We start from the raw sequence: 15,980 nt of genomic DNA on the forward strand, positions 1-15,980 counted from the left end.
TAATAAACACGTTTTTGACATTAAACTCTTACTTATTAAGTATATATTACAAATTGGTAGATCTATCAACGAATCCACCAATTTTATATGCTTAGAGGACCTTTAGGAAACAACAAATACAAACCGAAATTCTCAGGACATGATACGTTTCCTTTCAGATATGCGTGGCTTACTAAACTTGTGCATTATTTAGAAGATGGCAATGTCAAAAAAATAAAAGAGTTTGAACAAAATAAATTAAATACCATCGCTGACTTCGGTGTCGGTTTAAATATGGTTAAATCAATACGACATTGGAGTATTGCAACAAAGATTTGTAATAAAGATTTTAAGTTAACTGATTTTGGGAAAATGATATTTTCAAAAACAAAATCATTTGACCCTTATTTAGAAAAATCTGAAACTTTATGGCTTTTGCATTGGATGCTAGCAAGTGATCCTTTGCTTACTACTTGGTATTATATTTTTAATTATCATCCATCGATAATTATTAATAAAGAAAAATTAGCAAATGAATTAGTGTCCATTGGAAAGTTTTCTAAATGGAAAGGAATAAGCGCTAATACAATTAAAAGAGACGTAGATTGTTTTGCAAGAACTTACACTTTTTCAAATAAAAAAGGAGAGTTTACTGAAGATAGTATCGAATGTCCTTTAGCTGAATTGGGGTTAATTGTTCCAACTTATACAAAAGGAGAATATGAAATTCAAAGAGGCCCAAAACTTACATTAAGCGATAAAATTTTTGAATATGCTCTAAATGACTATTGGTCTAATCAAACAAATCAAATTATTACTTTTGAAAAACTTATGTATGATTATGGCTCACCAGGAAAAGTTTTCCAATTAGATGAAAAATCTATGGAAAAATATCTAGAAAAATTAGAAACAGACGGGAAAAACTTTGTATTTAGCAGAGGTGCAGGAGGACTAAGACAAATTACAAAAGTAAAAGAAATTTCAGAAAATCAATTGTTAAAGAATTGTTATAAGAAGGTTGCATGACAGATTTATTCTCATCAGTAAATATTAATACTAGTTTTCAAAGATCAGCTAGAATTGATAATAAAATTTCTAAAGAATTTTTAGATAATTTTGTTTTTCACGATACGAGTAAGAAAGTTTTAAATCAAATTTCAAGTTCTCTATTAAATTCAAATCAATCAGGTTTTACTTTAACTGGTCCTTATGGAACTGGAAAATCTTCATTAGCATTGTTTTTAAAAGCACTGATTTCAAAAGATGCATCTATTAAAAAACAAGCTGAACAAATTGCAAATTTTAATAACAAGCATTTGTTTGCAAGAGTTTTTTTAAATAAAAAGAAATGGTTTACACTAAATGTAATAGGATCAAAAAAAGACCCAATTGAAAGTATTGCAGAACAAATTGATGAAACAATTAAAGATCAATGGATAACAAAAGGTATTCCTACTTCATTAAAAACCAAAACCAAGAAGACTGTTGCTGGAGTTGTCAAAAGCCTAAATAATTTAATCAAAGAGCTAAATAAAAAAGATCATGGATTGATCTTGATTGTTGATGAGATGGGTAAATTTTTAGATTATGCATCAAGTGTTGGCTCTGATCTAAATCTGTTTCAGGAAATTGCTGAAAATTTCTCTAATTCAAGACTAAATAAAGAAGGCGAACCCATTTTTATTGGTATTTTACACCAACCTTTTGAGGAATATGCATTAAGTTTAGGTAGATCAGTACAAGAAGATTGGCAAAAAATACAAGGTAGATTTGAAGATATTCCATTTTCAATCAACACAGAAGAAACAGCTCATCTTATTGCAAAGGCAATCAAACAAAAAAAACAAGATAAAAATTTTATTAAGTTATCTAACAACATCATTAAGTCAATTAGTGGTAAGGCAAATAAATCATATGGCGAGGTGCTTGGTAAATGTAATCCAATTCATCCATTGGCAACATTATTGCTTAATCCAATTTCACGACAAAGGTTTGGACAAAACGAAAGAAGTATTTTTAGTTTTTTAAATTCTGGAGAACCAAATGGATTTTTGTATTTTTTACAGCACCAAGAAAATAAAAAAGAAATTTATACTTTAGATAAATTATTTGATTACTTACAAGTTAACTTAGAACCAAGTATTTTAGTTTCAAACATAGGTCAAGCGTGGTCAGAGGCAGCAGATTCAATTAGAAGAGCAGAGTCGTTAGATGACAAAGATGTAATTAAAGTTACGAAATGTATTTCTATGATTGATTTATTTGGAAAAAATATTTCGTTATTTCCTTCAAAAGAAATATTAAGCTATGCACTAGATCTTTCTCAAAATAAATTAAATAAAATTTTAAAAGATTTAGAAAATAAAAAAATAATTGTCTTTAGAAAATTCAAAGATGCTTATGCATTATTCTCAGGATCTGACATTGATCTTGACGAAGTTACTGAATTAAATAAATCAAAGATTAAAGATGATTATGAGATTATTTTATCTCAGCTTCCTCAGTTACAACCAATTGTAGCTAAAAAACATTTCCACGAAACAGGAACTCAAAGAATATTTCAAAGATTTTGTTTAGTTTTAACTAATGTCAAGAAAACAGTAGAAGAAATCGTAAGATTAGATTTATCAGCAGCAAGCGCTGGTGCATTTATATTTTTATGCAGAACAAAAGCTGATAGTGAAAAAGATTTTGAAGAAAAATTAGTTGAGTTATCACAAATTAAATTTCCAAAACCTGTTATCATTGGATCTTCAAAAAATTTCAGTGAATTTTTTAATTATGCCTTAGAAATTGCAGCTCTAAAAAGAGTTAGATCAACAGTTACAGCAATAGAAGGAGATTCAATTGCCAAGAAAGAACTGAAAGGTAGATTAAATGCTTATCAAAATTTATTATTCAATTCACTTTATCTAAACTTTGAAAGTGCATCTTGGACTTTTAACAAAGAGCAATTAAAAGAAAATAATTTATCTTCAATCGCATCTAGTGTTTGCGACAGAGTATTTCATTCAACACCTGTTATACATAATGAGCTTGTTGTAAGAGAGAAGTTAAGTAGCATGGCTATGAGTGGTGCTTCAAATCTAATTACTCTAATGTTCAATAAAGCTCATTTGAAAAACTTAGGCATGGAAGGTCATCCTGCAGAGTTTGGTATTTACTTATCAATCATTAAATCAAATAATCTTCATATTAAAAATGGTGATGAGCATGAGATCACTATGCAGAAAACAAAAAATACTAATTTAAAGAAAATGTATGAAGATTTCTTAAGTATGATTAAGAAATCAAAAGAAGCCATAAACGTTTCTGATATTTATACTCACTTTGTTAAACAGCCATATGGGATAAAAGCTGGTATTTTGCCAGTATTATTAGCCGTATTCTTTAAATCTAGTGAAGCATCATGTGCTTTTTATAATAAAGATGAGCAAGGAAGAGAAAGCTTAATAACAGAGTTTGACCAAAGAATATCTGAAAGGCTTTATCATTTACCTGAAACATTAAAACTAATGTTTGTTAAAATTGAAGGTGAAAAACAAGTTATTCTAAATGAGTTTAAATCTTATGTAGAGAAGAGCTTTTTAAATAATAAGCAAATTGAAAATCCATCTCCACTAAATGTTTTAAAACCGATTGTAGTTAAAGCATATAAACTTCCAAATTATGCAAGAAAGACCAGGAACTTTAAAGATAAGAGGGTATTAGTTTTAAGAGACGAATTACTATCAACTCAAAACCCTTATGAACTTCTTTACAAAAAAATTCCAGAAATTTGTGGGACTGAGGATCCTAAAAAATTAATTAAAGAATTTGACAAAGTTTATTCTCAACTAAATAAAGTTTATGAAAACTTAATAAAAGACTTTAAATCTAAAATCATAAAAGTATTTCAATCTGATCCTAATATTTCAGATATTGATTTTGAAACAATTAAATCATGGGCAAAGAAAATAAATAAGAAAGATCCTTTTTCTGCCAAGATAAATGAACTTGATGATGATAAGTGGTTAGAACAAGTTATTTCTTATGCAGCAAGCAAACCTGCAAATGAATGGACAGATACAGATTATAATGAAGCAGGACTTGCAATTGAAGAAATGGTTCGACATTTTATAATGTCATACAGATTGTATACTTTAAGAGAAGATCACAGTGATACAAAAATTATTGATATAGCAATCTTTGATGGAAAAAGTCCAGAGCGTTCTTCAAAATTTTATGAATTCAAAAATGATAAAAGTCAATCAGTTGAAAAAGTTTCACAAGATGTTTTAAAATTAATCGAGGATCAAAATTTATCAGAAACAGAAAAGGGTGAAGTGGTATTAAAAGTTCTTAGAAAAATAATGAAATTTTCTAACTCTAAAGATGAAAAATTAGCATGAGCAAAACAAAACATATCCTTGGATTAAGCGGAGGAAAAGATAGTGCTGCTTTAGCAGTTCACATGAATAATAAATATCCTGATCTTGATATAGAATATTTTTTTACTGATACGGGTTATGAGCTAGAAGAAACTTATGATTTTTTAAATAAATTAAAAACAAGATTAGATAAACCTATTCACTATATAAACCCTAGAAACACCTTTGATTACTATTTAAAAAAATATAACAATTTTCTTCCATCACAGACTGCACGTTGGTGCACGATTGAGATGAAATTAAAATCAATGGAGACTTGGTTAAAACCAGCCCTTGATGAAGGACAAGAAATTATAACCTACGTTGGAATAAGATATGATGAAAGGGGACGTGTTGGATACAAACCAACAAATGATTTAATTAAAGCTAAGTTTCCTTTTATTGAAGACTGTATAGATAAAGAAGGTGTAATAGAAATATTAGAATCATCTGGTTTAGGTTTGCCTGATTATTACAAATGGCGATCTAGATCTGGATGTACTTTTTGTTTTTTTCAAAAAAGATCGGAGTGGATTGGTCTTAAAGAGAACCATCCAAAAGCTTGGGAGCATGCTAAAAGTCTTGAAAAACAAGCAACAGATAGCGCTTCAGCATTTACTTGGATTAAAGATATGCCTTTAACTGAGCTTGAAAAACCTGAGGTTATAGCCAAAGTTAAAGAACAACATAAAAAACAATTAGAAAAATTAAAATTAAAAAAAGATAAACAAATGCAAAATAATCCTTTTTTGAAAGATGAAGACATTAATGTTGAAGAAAATCTAGCTCTTGATGATGTTTCATCTTCATGCTTAATTTGTCATAAATAATGAGTAACGACTTTCCGTTTAGCACAGAGAGAAGTAGTTTGTTAAATACTGAAACTTTTCGAAATTTACTTGGAAGTGCTTTAGAAAAATCTCAAAAATCAGTAATTATTTTGTCAGCATATGTTAAATCAGTAGGAGTACATTGGCTTAAAAAAAAAATAATAAATAAAAATGTAAAATGTACAATTGTCACAAGATGGAATAGTGGAGATTTGGCGCAAGGTTCATCAGACTTGGAATGTTATTCATTAGCTAAAGAAAATGGTTGGATGTTTAAAGTTCTTCAAGACCTTCATGCTAAAGTAATGCTGATAGATGATGATGTTTTATTTATAGGTAGTCCAAACTTAACTGGAAGAGGCATGAGTTTAGTTCCCCCAATTTCTAATGAGGAACTTGGAATCAAAGTTAAACCACTTAAGGATGATTTAAAAATTATAAATCAATTAATTGAGGATGCGGTTAACGTTAATGAAAGCATTATAAAAGAACTCGAAGAATGGCAAAAAAACCTTCCAAATATAGAAAAACCAAAAATTCCAAATTTTCCAAGCTCTATTGAGGAAACTTTTAAAGAAAAATTTGACAAACTGTGGGTTAATAATTTTCCATGGTGTGATGTTGAATATTTAATAAATAATACTGAAAAAAAAGAAAACAATGTTACGCATGATTTAGAATTGTTTGGTTTAGTAAATATTGAAAAATCAAAATTTGAAAAAAATTTAAAAGAAAGTTTTTTTCAATCTAAGTTATTTAATTGGCTAATTAAAAAACTCGAATCTGAGGATAACAAAGAGATTTATTTTGGAAGATTGTCATCTGTAATACATGACAACTTAGTTGATGATCCTAAACCTTATAGAAAAGATGTAAAACAATTGCAAAGCAACCTCTACAGTTACATTAAATATTTTAAACCTAAAAATATTCAATACAATAGACCTAATTATTCTGAAATAATTAAATTAAAAGATTAGTTTTTGAAAAATTTTCGAGCTAATAGTCCCCATTTAAATCTAATCTCTTGAAGTTGTTCTTTTAAATTATCTGAGGCCTCATCCTCAAGTCTAGCCCATGACTCTAATAATAGTTTAAGACCCTTAAGTGGAGAATCTTCCTCATTATCTTCTTCAGAGAGATCGTCTAAAAGTTTAAAAAAACTTAAAAAAGCAGGATGATCTTTATTTAATTTAATATTGTAAATTCCTGCCTTCAGTTCAATATCAAAAAGTATTTGTGGCATTAAGTTTACATCTGTAAAGTGAAATCTAAGTTTTTTTCCTACAATTTCGTTTGCACTTTCGTCAGCATTTTCATCACCTGCTTTTTCTAATTGTTCTTTAATAATTCTTAATTTTTCAGCATCAGATTTTGCTTTCCATTCTTTATCACCTTCAGTTTCTGTATCTGGGTTGTTTACAACATCTGTCCCTTGTGTTTCAGCAGATCCTGAACCGCCCGGCTTATTTTGAGTGCCTTTTCTATAAGTTCTTACTTGTTTTAAAAGGGCATTCATTCGTTTTGTAATTGATGTTGAAATTTGAATTAATAAATTCTCATCTGTACTCTCGTTTTCTATAGAATTTAAATATTCAATTTCATCTTTTTCAGCATCTTGAGCTAATTCTTCAATATCTCTTTTATAAAAATTAGTTGCTGATTGTTTTTTTCCATCAACACCCATAAGATCATCTAGCGTTCCGTCAAACCAAATTTCCACTCCAATGAATCTATCTCTTGGATCTTGATTTAAAAAACTACGATTCAATTCTAATTCTCTACCATTTCTTAAAACACTAACTCCAGAATTCTTACCACATAGAGAATTTAACACGTTTCTGGATCCTGCTGCAGCTTCTCTAAATTTTTTATTGGCTACAGAGTATATAATCTTTATTTCAGATCCATTATTTGCTGTAAAAATATCTTTATCTACATAATCAAATTGACTTTCATTTTTCCAGTGGTCTCTAACAACGCAATTTTTCATTAAAAACAGAGGGTCATTTTTTCTAACCTCTTTTGAACTCTTTTCTTTGTAGACTCCTTTAGAAATTTCGTCATAAGAAGAAATAATAATTTTTGCATTTCCTTCAGCAATTAAATGCCTATACATTCTCCCAAATTCAATTTCAGCATTTCTTAAGAGCCCGAAAGAAGTTTTCCATGTTAATTGTTTTATTAACATATCATTCCAAATTACACATGTGCCTGCATCAGATTTTTTGATTTTGGTTATTTTTAAAATTTCTTTAGGTACATCAATTGCTTCAGGTTTTGGAACAACTTCTAGTTTTCCAGTTCTCATTAATTCAGTATCAAGGTAGCTCATAAAAGTTTTATTAGATTGCCACGAATAAACTTCAAATCTTTTACATTGCGATAGAGAGGCTTGTTTTAGACCGAGTCCAAATTTTGATGTTTTACCTAGTCCCTTTCTATTTTTTTCATTTTCTTCAGTAGCATTACCTTTTCCAACTCCTAAAGATTGTCTTAAAATCTCAGGACTCATCCCACCTGCATCATCAATTATTATTACTTTTGATAATTTATCATCTTTATCAATGGCAATTATTTCAATATTACATTTGTTATTTTTCTTATCTTCTAAAGCAGATTGAATACTATTATCAATTAGCTCACCTATTGCGTAATGAGTACTCTTAAAACCAGTTTTTGTAAGTGAATTTGTTGAGTGTTCTGCAGAAAAAACTTTATAATTATCTTCATTTATTGCCATAATTCCTCCCAATATGTAAAACTTTCGCTCATGTCTCGAAATCCTTTAATTGGATCCTTTACTGTTACTACTTTACAGGTTTTTTTTCCACCAGCTTTTTTCCCTCTCATTACTCGACCAACCATTTGACTATATAAAGTAACTGATTGTGTTGGACGGCCAATTATCGCAACGTTTGCTTTAGGCGCATCAAAACCTGTAGTTAATACTCCATAATTAATTATTATATTCATTCCACTTTTTGTATCTTTAAATTTTTCAATACTATTTCTTCTTTCGTATAAATTAGTTTCACCAGTGACTAATGAACAATTTATATTTTCCATTTTTAAAACTAAATCAATATTTTTTGCTGTATCTATAGACCCTGCAAAAATTATAATCTTGTTATTGATTTCTTTACTTTCTATTATTGCTTTTTCTATAATCATGTTGGTTCTTGTTTCATTTGTAGAAAGTTTTTTTACAAATTCATTGCTAAAATCCATACCCGATTGAATTCTTTTTAATTCTTTTGAAATTTCTTTCTTTGAAAATATTTTTCTTATATTAGTTGATACTTCTAGCTGCTCTCTTTCAACTGTTGCCAAATAATTTTTATCTTGAAGAAAATCTATAGGTGTTTTGTAACCCTTTATATTTAATGTAACTTTCTGTTTATTATAAAATTTTGCTAACTTAATATTTTCATTACTTATAATTTCTGCTCTACCAGGTGTAGCTGTTAAACCTAACAAGCAAGTTTCTTTGTTCACTAAAATTTCAAGTACTTGTTGATATGAAGGCGCAACTGACATATGTGCTTCATCCATAACTACAAAGTTACACTTTCTTGCCAGTGAAAAAAAAAGACTTTGTTTTGTTTTAGTTAATGAATAAGCATAATCTAAACTCAATACGACAAAACCAGAATTGATATCATTCAAATCATATCTAAAATTTTTGAATAATTTGTATGACTTAATTTTTCTATTTCCTATGATTTCCCAAGCTTTAGAAAATTCATCATGAGCTTGTTGACATAGCTCTTCAGTATGAGCTAGCCAAATAATTAGATTTTTTGGTTTATTTTTTAATTCTTCAGACACCAAGTTAATTGCTGTTCTGGTTTTACCAGCCCCTGTAGGCATATGAAGCAATGTTTTCTTTATCGAAGTGTTAAAAAATTTTTTTACATTTTGAAGAACTTCAATTTGATGATCAAATAAAGGATAGTTAGGTTCAATTATAATTGGATTTTCTTTATCAGAGTTGTCTTTGACTTCAGAATTTTCATTATTTTTTATGTTAAATACATTGAATAATAAATCTAAATTCTTTTTCTTTTTAAAATCTATTTCTATTAATTTTTTCCATATATCATGTCCCTTTAAATTGAATAACTTTCCAATTATTATAGCTTCATTTTCTTTTAGAGAATTAAGAAGTATATTTCTATGTTCAGTGTTACTTAGTATTTTTTTTTCAGAATTTAATTTTAAAATTGTCTCTGTAAAATTCTTCTGTTTGATAATAGACTTATTTCTTACATGTAAAATTTTAAAGAGATCTCCATCAATAAATTTTATTAGATTTTCAGTGCCTAACCTTAGTAATAAATCTTTAATTTCCATTTATTTTTTTTCTTTAAAATATCATTTAAATTTTAATTCTTATAAAGATCTCTTAAATAACTAATTGATTGTTGGTTTGAAACAATAATTAAGTGCCCTCGAGCCCTAGATAAACCTGAATAAATATCTCTCATTTTATCTTCATTATCTAAATTATTATCTAAATTTACCAGAATAATGATAGGTTTTTCCAATCCTTTAAACCTTTTTATAGAGTCGAAAGTAATTTTATTTTCATATCCTTCTCTTATATAGGGCATTGCATATTCTCTTGCAGAAATCACTTCTAAGTCATTTTCTTCCAAGTTTGCTCTTAATGAATTTTTGGAATTATAATTTGCAGGTTTCATAGACAAATCACTCAAAATAGCAATATCACTACCATTAAATTTTTCTTCACTAATTAATCTTAAAACTTTATTTTTGGATTTATCGACAATTTCATCAAAGGTATCAGCAACAATAAACTCAGGTTTTTTTCCATCAAACTTACTAAATTTTGAGTAACTAGCATTCACATCACTGTAAAATTTATTAATAAGTTTAGATAAAAAATTAGTAATTGAGGAACTGTTTCTGTAATTAGCTGTTAAATTAAAATAAGGATAGTTGTCTTTGTTTTCATTTAAAGTTTCTGCCATACTATTTGATATTTGTTTTTGAAGAGGGTCATAAAAAAGAAACATATGTCCATCATCTTTGACCATTTGTTTTAAAACTTCATACCAATTTTTATGAAAATCCTGACCCTCATCAACTATTAATACATCAAACTTTTTATCTACATTTTCTTCAAAAATTTTTTTACAAAGATTTGGAAGATACTCATCGAAATGCTTTCTTTTCTCATCATCTTCAAGTTTTTGAGGATTACTAATATCCATTTTTAATCGTCTAGCTAAATTTGAAACAAATCCATCAATTGAACTAATTTCTAAAAAATTTCTTTTAAACTGTTTTGATCTTGTTAACAAAGAAAGAAATCTTCCAACTCCAACAGTTTTAGTTAAAACTAAAACTTTTTTTTCATTATTACTTTCCTCAGTTGCCTTCTTAGCTGCAAGAATAGTTTTACCTGTACCAGCCAAGCCTCTTATAATGAGTCTTTTGTTGCTGAACATAAAATTATAAAGCATTCTCTGATCTTCATCGAATTCAATTTCTTGCATATGTTCACCATGTTTTAAAATTTCTTTAAACGGATTGTCTAATCGATCACCATATAAAATCCTTTGAACTAATCTTTTTTCATCCTCAGTGATATCTTTTGTGGATTGATTGATATCTAAAAGATTAATTATACTTTTTTCGAATTCATCATAATCTTGAGCCCAAATTATCATTTCAGGCTTAATATCTGCTCCTAAATGTAAATTATCAGGTTTTGGTGTGTTTGGAAAAATAGCACCATGAATTGTTGGAATTGCATCTATATTAATTTCTTCTCTATATTTTGGAGATTTAAGAAAATTTATTAAATTAAGTTTGCCATCATTAGCTTGCTTAATTGGACTTTTTTTTAATTGTTTTTTATTTTGATACCACCTTACCTCATTAGGATTATATGAAATGTTACCACCTTTACATTCTAGAAATAAAATCCCTTTATTTTTATGAATAATAATAAAATCAGCATATTCACCATCTCTCATGTCACCATGAATATTCTTTTTTAAAAATTTAGGTCCACAAAAAATTTCAAATTCATCAGAGAATTTTTTAAGCTTATTATAAACTTCATACTCTGTTTGTATCCCAAGTTTAAGCATCTCAGGATCATCTAGATTATAAGGAAAAATTGAAGGAAAAATTTTAGCCATTGTTATTAATTTGAGAAAGTATTTTAATATAATTTGATTTTAAAATACCAACTTTTTGTGAAAATATCTTATAGTTTTCATCAATACTAAGTTGTTTTGAAAATTCTTCAAATACGAGTTTGTCTAAATTTATTTCATCTTTATTTTTTTTACTAAAATTATTTTTTGAAATAAACCAATCTTGTTCTTCAGCCAAAATTTTTATTAGAGAAGCATAATAAAAAGAAGATAAATTGTATTCTAAGGTATTATTTATTTTTTCCCTTACAAAACCAATAGTCAAAAATTCATATTGATTTAATAATTCATTTATTACATCAAAAACTTTATTTTTATCGCATAGATTGATTGCATCATTATAATTTAAGTAAGTCCCTGGGCTTATTCTAAATACATACAAATTGTTTATCAGATCGTTTAAATGGGTTTCTAAAGGCAGATCTTCATCTGTCTTAAGCAACTTTTTTTTAATTTCATCAAAATGAATTTCCGAGCCATTATTGTCTATAATTTCTTTAATCTTATCTTTTAAAGATATGGTTTTTAAATCTTTGTTAAAACCCAACGTGTTCGTCCCGGATACCCCTTTATGATATATACCATATTCTGCACCAAAATTTTTAATAATTGCTCTAGCATCATAAAAATTTAAATTTTTGAATTCGTCGTTTTGGATTATTTCATTGAAAGCAATTTCCATTGCTACTTGATCTTTTTGTATTTTTTTTAAATATTCAACAAACGCATTAATAATTTTGTTTTTTCTATAAAGTTCAGGACAATATTTTAAAAGTTTATAGCTGCCTCTATCAATCAAATATATATCATTGTTCGAGATCATGTTTAATGAATGGTCGCCAACAACTCTGTCTAAATCCCATTTATTATTTGTGTAAGATTGATTTCCAATTTCAGCAATTTTTTTCCAATGCAATCCCTCAGGATATGAGTTCAGAATATGAACAACCTCAACGTTTTTAGTCATCTTTAGTGCAAAAACTTTGTTTTCTTTAAGCAATATCAATTTATTTTTTTCCATAAAATCTATAGCTGATCTTGCTACAAAATCTTTATAACCGTAGTAATCTTTAATTATCTCGGTAAATTCTCCTAAGCTTATTCCAGACTCAATTAGTTTAAATATTTGTGTTAGTTTTAAACTATTAAAGTTCCAAAGTTCCCGCTCAGGTGTTCTAAAATAATTTTGATCTACACCGCAGTAATTTTCAATAAAATCTGTAAGTTTATTATTTTCAGTGTCTTTTACTCCTAATGCTGTTTTTGAAAATTTTTTATTTAAATTAGGAAATATCTTATGGAAGCTTATGTAATCAAATTTATTTAAGAATTTTACTAAAGAGGGAATTTCGATTGAGGATAATTTTGGCAAAGCAGTATTAAGTTTTGATTCAATTTGTCTAATTCTTTCTCTAGTAACATCAAGCTCAGATCCAATTTCTTCAAGGGTTTTGTATTTTTCGTTGTAACCATATCTACCCTTGAACAAGAAAACCATTTTATCTTTTAAGTTAGATAATATTTTTTCTAAATCATTAATAATTAAGTTTTCTGTTTCTGCATTGGTTGAGTCAAAATTAATTTTAATTTTTTTTTGAAAATATTCTTGTTGAAATTTATTATAATCTTTTAATAAAGATTTAACGCTAATATTTTCTATATTTAAATTTTCGTTCTTTTTTACTTTATTTACTGTTTCTTTGTGTTCAAGCCACTCATTTAAATTAAAATTTTCATATAGGTAGCTTTTGTCTATTTTATACTTTTGGAATAAGTCTGTTATTTCACTTAAAGATTTTTTTCCAAAGTTTCTTAGTTTTAGAAGATATTTTTCTTCTTGAGATATAAGATCGCCTAAAAGATAAATATTTTCACTTTTTAAAGCATTAAATGTTCTAGCTGATAAAGGCCAATCTTCTAAAATATTTATACTTAAAATATCTAAGTCTAATTTTTCTTTTTTAATATTTAAACTTTTAATTTCATCTACTTTTATAGGTTGTTTGTTTTCATTTTCTATTAATTGAAAATCAGAACCTAATTTTAAATTATAACGATCTAGATGATTTTTAATTTCTTCCAAACCTTTTTTACCAAAACCTGGAATTGTAAGAAATTTTTTTTCAGGCCATTCTAATAATTCGCTTAACTTTGAAATACCGTTATCCTTTAATGCATTATGTGTTCTTGTGGTGAGATCCCATTCTGTAAGGATATTTATGTCTTCTAAATTACTCATCGAAATAAACTTAATTTAGGTTTTTATCGTACCATCTTTTTCAAACCATTTGTGAAAGTAAATTCTATTTTTTCTCAATGTTTTTGAAAATTCTAGTTCATCAAACCCATGATTTTCAACTAGATTTGAAAAAATCAGATATTTAATAAAATTATAATTAATATTAGCTAAATTTTGTTTTTTAAATATTTCAAACGTAAGACAAGACTGCAATTGAGCATCTTTATAATATTTTTCGGCATAGACATAAGATTTCTCAGTAACAATTAACGTACTGATATAATTAGAATTCACATTTAAGATTTTTAAATCTGTGCTTTTTTCTAGATTGCAATCAACCATATTAAATTGCTTCATCCCAAAGTCCTTCATCATATTGTATATGTCTTTGATCTAAAAATTTAATTAAAAAATCTTTCTTAGTTTGACCTTCTTTTGGTACTACATTTTTTAAATATAATAATATTTGTTCAAATGTAATTCTGTTTAAGTCTTCCTTTTTGATATTTACGTAGTCATCGAATTCAGCAAAGATATTACTTGTTTTCGGATGAGTGATGTCAGAAAATTTAATCATATCTCCATAATCTGTTAGCGCTGAATAGTATTTTGCTATTGGGTTTTCATTTTTATCAAATACTTCGTATTTCCAACCTTCCGGTAGATTATTTTTTTCCATAAATGTAATTGAGTTTTTTATTTCTTAAAAAGATTAACAATTCTTAATATAATAATTAAATATGGTAAGATTATGTTTTGGAATGAATATAACTAAAGATATTAACTTCCAGGATATTTAAGTAATTATTTAAAATTTTTCATCCAAGGTTTACTGTTTTCCTCACCTACATTTTTTATTTCATTTTTTATTTTTTTTACTTTTTCTTGAGGAATTAAAATATTTTCTGGGAAAAGATTTTTATCTGTATTTATTAATGGCAACATCATATCAGTTAAACTATCTTTGATATTATCTATAGTTTTTTCTTTTTTTGATAATGAAAGTAAAAAGGAAGTTTTATCTTTTTCTAATTGCTCTTTCATATTTTTAATTTCAGATACCATAACTTTTACTGGCAATATAAAGCTTGGACTATTAAGAACTTCAAAAAGTTTTTTCATAACAAGTGGAATTTCATGTTCCTTATTTTCTCGACTTTTAAGGATTAGAATAGATCGTATTCTATTTACAACTGCATGAATGATAGGTTTAACAAAAGGAATTATTGTTATTACATTTCCATGTCTTTCAACATATGATTTTTGTCTATTAAAGTCAGTTGGCATACAACTTGGAGAACAAACGATAATACCATTTGATATACCTTTATCCTGCATATCTTTTAATAACTTATCAGGCCAACCCTCATTAAATGATTTTGTATCCTTACTTTCAAAATATATTTGAGCAATATTAGATTTATCTTTGTAATTTATAGTTTGTATACAATCACCTCCTTTTGCTCCTTTACTAACTTCATCAATATCGTCTTCAGGAAAAATTTTTTGAAGGTAATCTTGTAGACGTTCTTCTTGAATTTCACCTTGTAGCTCAACATTTCTCTGATTGACCATCTTGTTTAGGTCTTCAATTCTTTTTGTAAGTCTTTGTTCTGTAATTTCTTTAGCTTTTTTATTTTTTTCTATCTCTTCATTTTTGGCTGCTAATTCTATTGCAAATTTTTTTTCAACTTGTTCTTGGGCAAATTTTTCTGCAGATTTCTTAGCTTCTTTTAATTCTTTATCTTTTTCTTCCAATTTAGTTTTTAAAATTTTTTCAGCTTTCTGTTGTGCTTTTATTTCTGCATCTTTTTTAGTTTTTTCAATTTCTTTATCTTTTTCTTCAATCTTAGATTTTAATTTTTTTTCAGCTTCCAACTGAGCTTTCTTTTCAGCTTCTTTTTTTGTTTTAGCAATTTCTTGTTCTTTAGATTGCAATTGATCTTTGAACTTTTTCTCTGCTTCTTGTTGTGCTTTTTTTTCTGCTTCTTTTTTTGTTTTATCTATCTCTTTATTTTTAAGTTCTAACTGAGATTTAAATTTTTTTTCAGCTTCTTCTCTAATCTCTGTTTCTTGTTGTTTTTTTGCGTTTTCTATATGAGAATTAAATGCTGAACCTGCATCAAATTCTTCTCCACATTTTGGACACTCAATTTTAAATATTTTGCTCATTTTTATAAATTAATTTTAATTGATTATACTCGTAACAATCTTTCATATTTAATACCTAACTTATCATAAAAGAAATTGTCGCGTTCTATAAATGTTCAGTTTTTTTATTATATTTTTATGATAATTAGTATTTTCTTAGCAAATGCTATGCGGCCTT

11 protein-coding genes are annotated in these 15,980 nt (G+C 27.2%); 4 read left to right on the forward strand and 7 right to left on the reverse strand.

Annotation, left to right across the window (positions count from 1 at the left end; genetic code table 11):
- The first annotated feature begins 87 nt into the window (after positions 1 to 87).
- Genes ACTTAW_RS04150 through ACTTAW_RS04165 form a run of 4 tightly spaced genes read left to right on the forward strand, consistent with a single transcriptional unit; the run spans position 88 to position 6,198 of the window.
- Positions 88 to 1,005, forward strand: coding sequence for a DUF4007 family protein (locus ACTTAW_RS04150; RefSeq protein WP_440651251.1), 918 nt, complete (start codon positions 88 to 90; stop codon positions 1,003 to 1,005).
- Positions 1,002 to 4,370 (forward strand): hypothetical protein, encoded by a 3,369-nt coding sequence (locus ACTTAW_RS04155; RefSeq protein ID WP_440651252.1) that lies wholly within the window; start codon positions 1,002 to 1,004, stop codon positions 4,368 to 4,370. The genes ACTTAW_RS04150 and ACTTAW_RS04155 overlap by 4 nt, the downstream gene beginning before the upstream one ends.
- Positions 4,367 to 5,218 (forward strand): phosphoadenosine phosphosulfate reductase family protein, encoded by an 852-nt coding sequence (locus tag ACTTAW_RS04160; RefSeq protein WP_440651253.1) that lies wholly within the window; start codon positions 4,367 to 4,369, stop codon positions 5,216 to 5,218. Before ACTTAW_RS04155 ends, ACTTAW_RS04160 begins: the two co-directional genes overlap by 4 nt.
- On the forward strand, positions 5,218 to 6,198 hold the full coding sequence (locus tag ACTTAW_RS04165) for a phospholipase D-like domain-containing protein (protein WP_440651254.1): 981 nt from the start codon (positions 5,218 to 5,220) through the stop codon (positions 6,196 to 6,198). The genes ACTTAW_RS04160 and ACTTAW_RS04165 overlap by 1 nt, the downstream gene beginning before the upstream one ends.
- Here ACTTAW_RS04165 and ACTTAW_RS04170 read toward each other — a convergent pair.
- The 7 genes from ACTTAW_RS04170 to ACTTAW_RS04200 form a co-directional block, all read right to left on the reverse strand.
- Entirely contained in the window at positions 6,195 to 7,961 is a 1,767-nt protein-coding gene (locus ACTTAW_RS04170) for an ATP-binding protein (protein ID WP_440651255.1), read from the reverse strand. The genes ACTTAW_RS04165 and ACTTAW_RS04170 overlap by 4 nt on opposite strands.
- The gene (locus ACTTAW_RS04175; protein WP_440651256.1) at positions 7,952 to 9,574 is read right to left on the reverse strand and encodes a DEAD/DEAH box helicase; all 1,623 of its coding nucleotides are present in this window, start codon (positions 9,572 to 9,574) and stop codon (positions 7,952 to 7,954) included. The genes ACTTAW_RS04170 and ACTTAW_RS04175 overlap by 10 nt, the downstream gene beginning before the upstream one ends.
- 32 nt (positions 9,575 to 9,606) lie before the next feature.
- Positions 9,607 to 11,394, reverse strand: a complete 1,788-nt coding sequence (locus tag ACTTAW_RS04180) for an NERD domain-containing protein (RefSeq protein WP_440651257.1) — start codon at positions 11,392 to 11,394, stop codon at positions 9,607 to 9,609.
- Positions 11,387 to 13,651, reverse strand: coding sequence for a DNA-directed RNA polymerase subunit alpha C-terminal domain-containing protein (locus tag ACTTAW_RS04185; protein WP_440651258.1), 2,265 nt, complete (start codon positions 13,649 to 13,651; stop codon positions 11,387 to 11,389). Before ACTTAW_RS04185 ends, ACTTAW_RS04180 begins: the two co-directional genes overlap by 8 nt.
- 15 nt (positions 13,652 to 13,666) lie before the next feature.
- A complete protein-coding gene (locus ACTTAW_RS04190) occupies positions 13,667 to 14,008 on the reverse strand; it encodes a hypothetical protein (RefSeq protein ID WP_440651259.1) in 342 nt (113 codons plus the stop codon).
- Complete coding sequence (locus ACTTAW_RS04195; RefSeq protein WP_440651260.1) at positions 13,995 to 14,330, reverse strand: hypothetical protein; 336 nt, start codon at positions 14,328 to 14,330, stop codon at positions 13,995 to 13,997. Before ACTTAW_RS04195 ends, ACTTAW_RS04190 begins: the two co-directional genes overlap by 14 nt.
- Before the next feature lie 125 nt (positions 14,331 to 14,455).
- On the reverse strand, positions 14,456 to 15,823 hold the full coding sequence (locus ACTTAW_RS04200) for a DUF2130 domain-containing protein (RefSeq protein ID WP_440651261.1): 1,368 nt from the start codon (positions 15,821 to 15,823) through the stop codon (positions 14,456 to 14,458).
- Positions 15,824 to 15,980: the final 157 nt, after the last annotated feature.

The organism is Candidatus Pelagibacter sp. HIMB1495 (genome assembly GCF_052047955.1).
In the GTDB taxonomy this organism is placed as follows: Bacteria; Pseudomonadota; Alphaproteobacteria; order Pelagibacterales; family Pelagibacteraceae; genus Pelagibacter.

What these genes read in the sequence shown, in the direction of transcription:
- ACTTAW_RS04200 (WP_440651261.1), bottom strand. Translation starts at nt 15,823, where the DNA reads ATGAGCAAAATATTTAAAATTGAGTGTCCAAAATGTGGAGAAGAATTT.
- ACTTAW_RS04195 (WP_440651260.1), bottom strand. Translation starts at nt 14,330, where the DNA reads ATGGAAAAAAATAATCTACCGGAAGGTTGGAAATACGAAGTATTTGAT.
- ACTTAW_RS04160 (WP_440651253.1), top strand. Translation starts at nt 4,367, where the DNA reads ATGAGCAAAACAAAACATATCCTTGGATTAAGCGGAGGAAAAGATAGT.
- ACTTAW_RS04185 (WP_440651258.1), bottom strand. Translation starts at nt 13,651, where the DNA reads ATGAGTAATTTAGAAGACATAAATATCCTTACAGAATGGGATCTCACC.
- ACTTAW_RS04190 (WP_440651259.1), bottom strand. Translation starts at nt 14,008, where the DNA reads ATGAAGCAATTTAATATGGTTGATTGCAATCTAGAAAAAAGCACAGAT.
- ACTTAW_RS04170 (WP_440651255.1), bottom strand. Translation starts at nt 7,961, where the DNA reads ATGGCAATAAATGAAGATAATTATAAAGTTTTTTCTGCAGAACACTCA.
- ACTTAW_RS04150 (WP_440651251.1), top strand. Translation starts at nt 88, where the DNA reads ATGCTTAGAGGACCTTTAGGAAACAACAAATACAAACCGAAATTCTCA.
- ACTTAW_RS04165 (WP_440651254.1), top strand. Translation starts at nt 5,218, where the DNA reads ATGAGTAACGACTTTCCGTTTAGCACAGAGAGAAGTAGTTTGTTAAAT.
- ACTTAW_RS04180 (WP_440651257.1), bottom strand. Translation starts at nt 11,394, where the DNA reads ATGGCTAAAATTTTTCCTTCAATTTTTCCTTATAATCTAGATGATCCT.
- ACTTAW_RS04175 (WP_440651256.1), bottom strand. Translation starts at nt 9,574, where the DNA reads ATGGAAATTAAAGATTTATTACTAAGGTTAGGCACTGAAAATCTAATA.
- ACTTAW_RS04155 (WP_440651252.1), top strand. Translation starts at nt 1,002, where the DNA reads ATGACAGATTTATTCTCATCAGTAAATATTAATACTAGTTTTCAAAGA.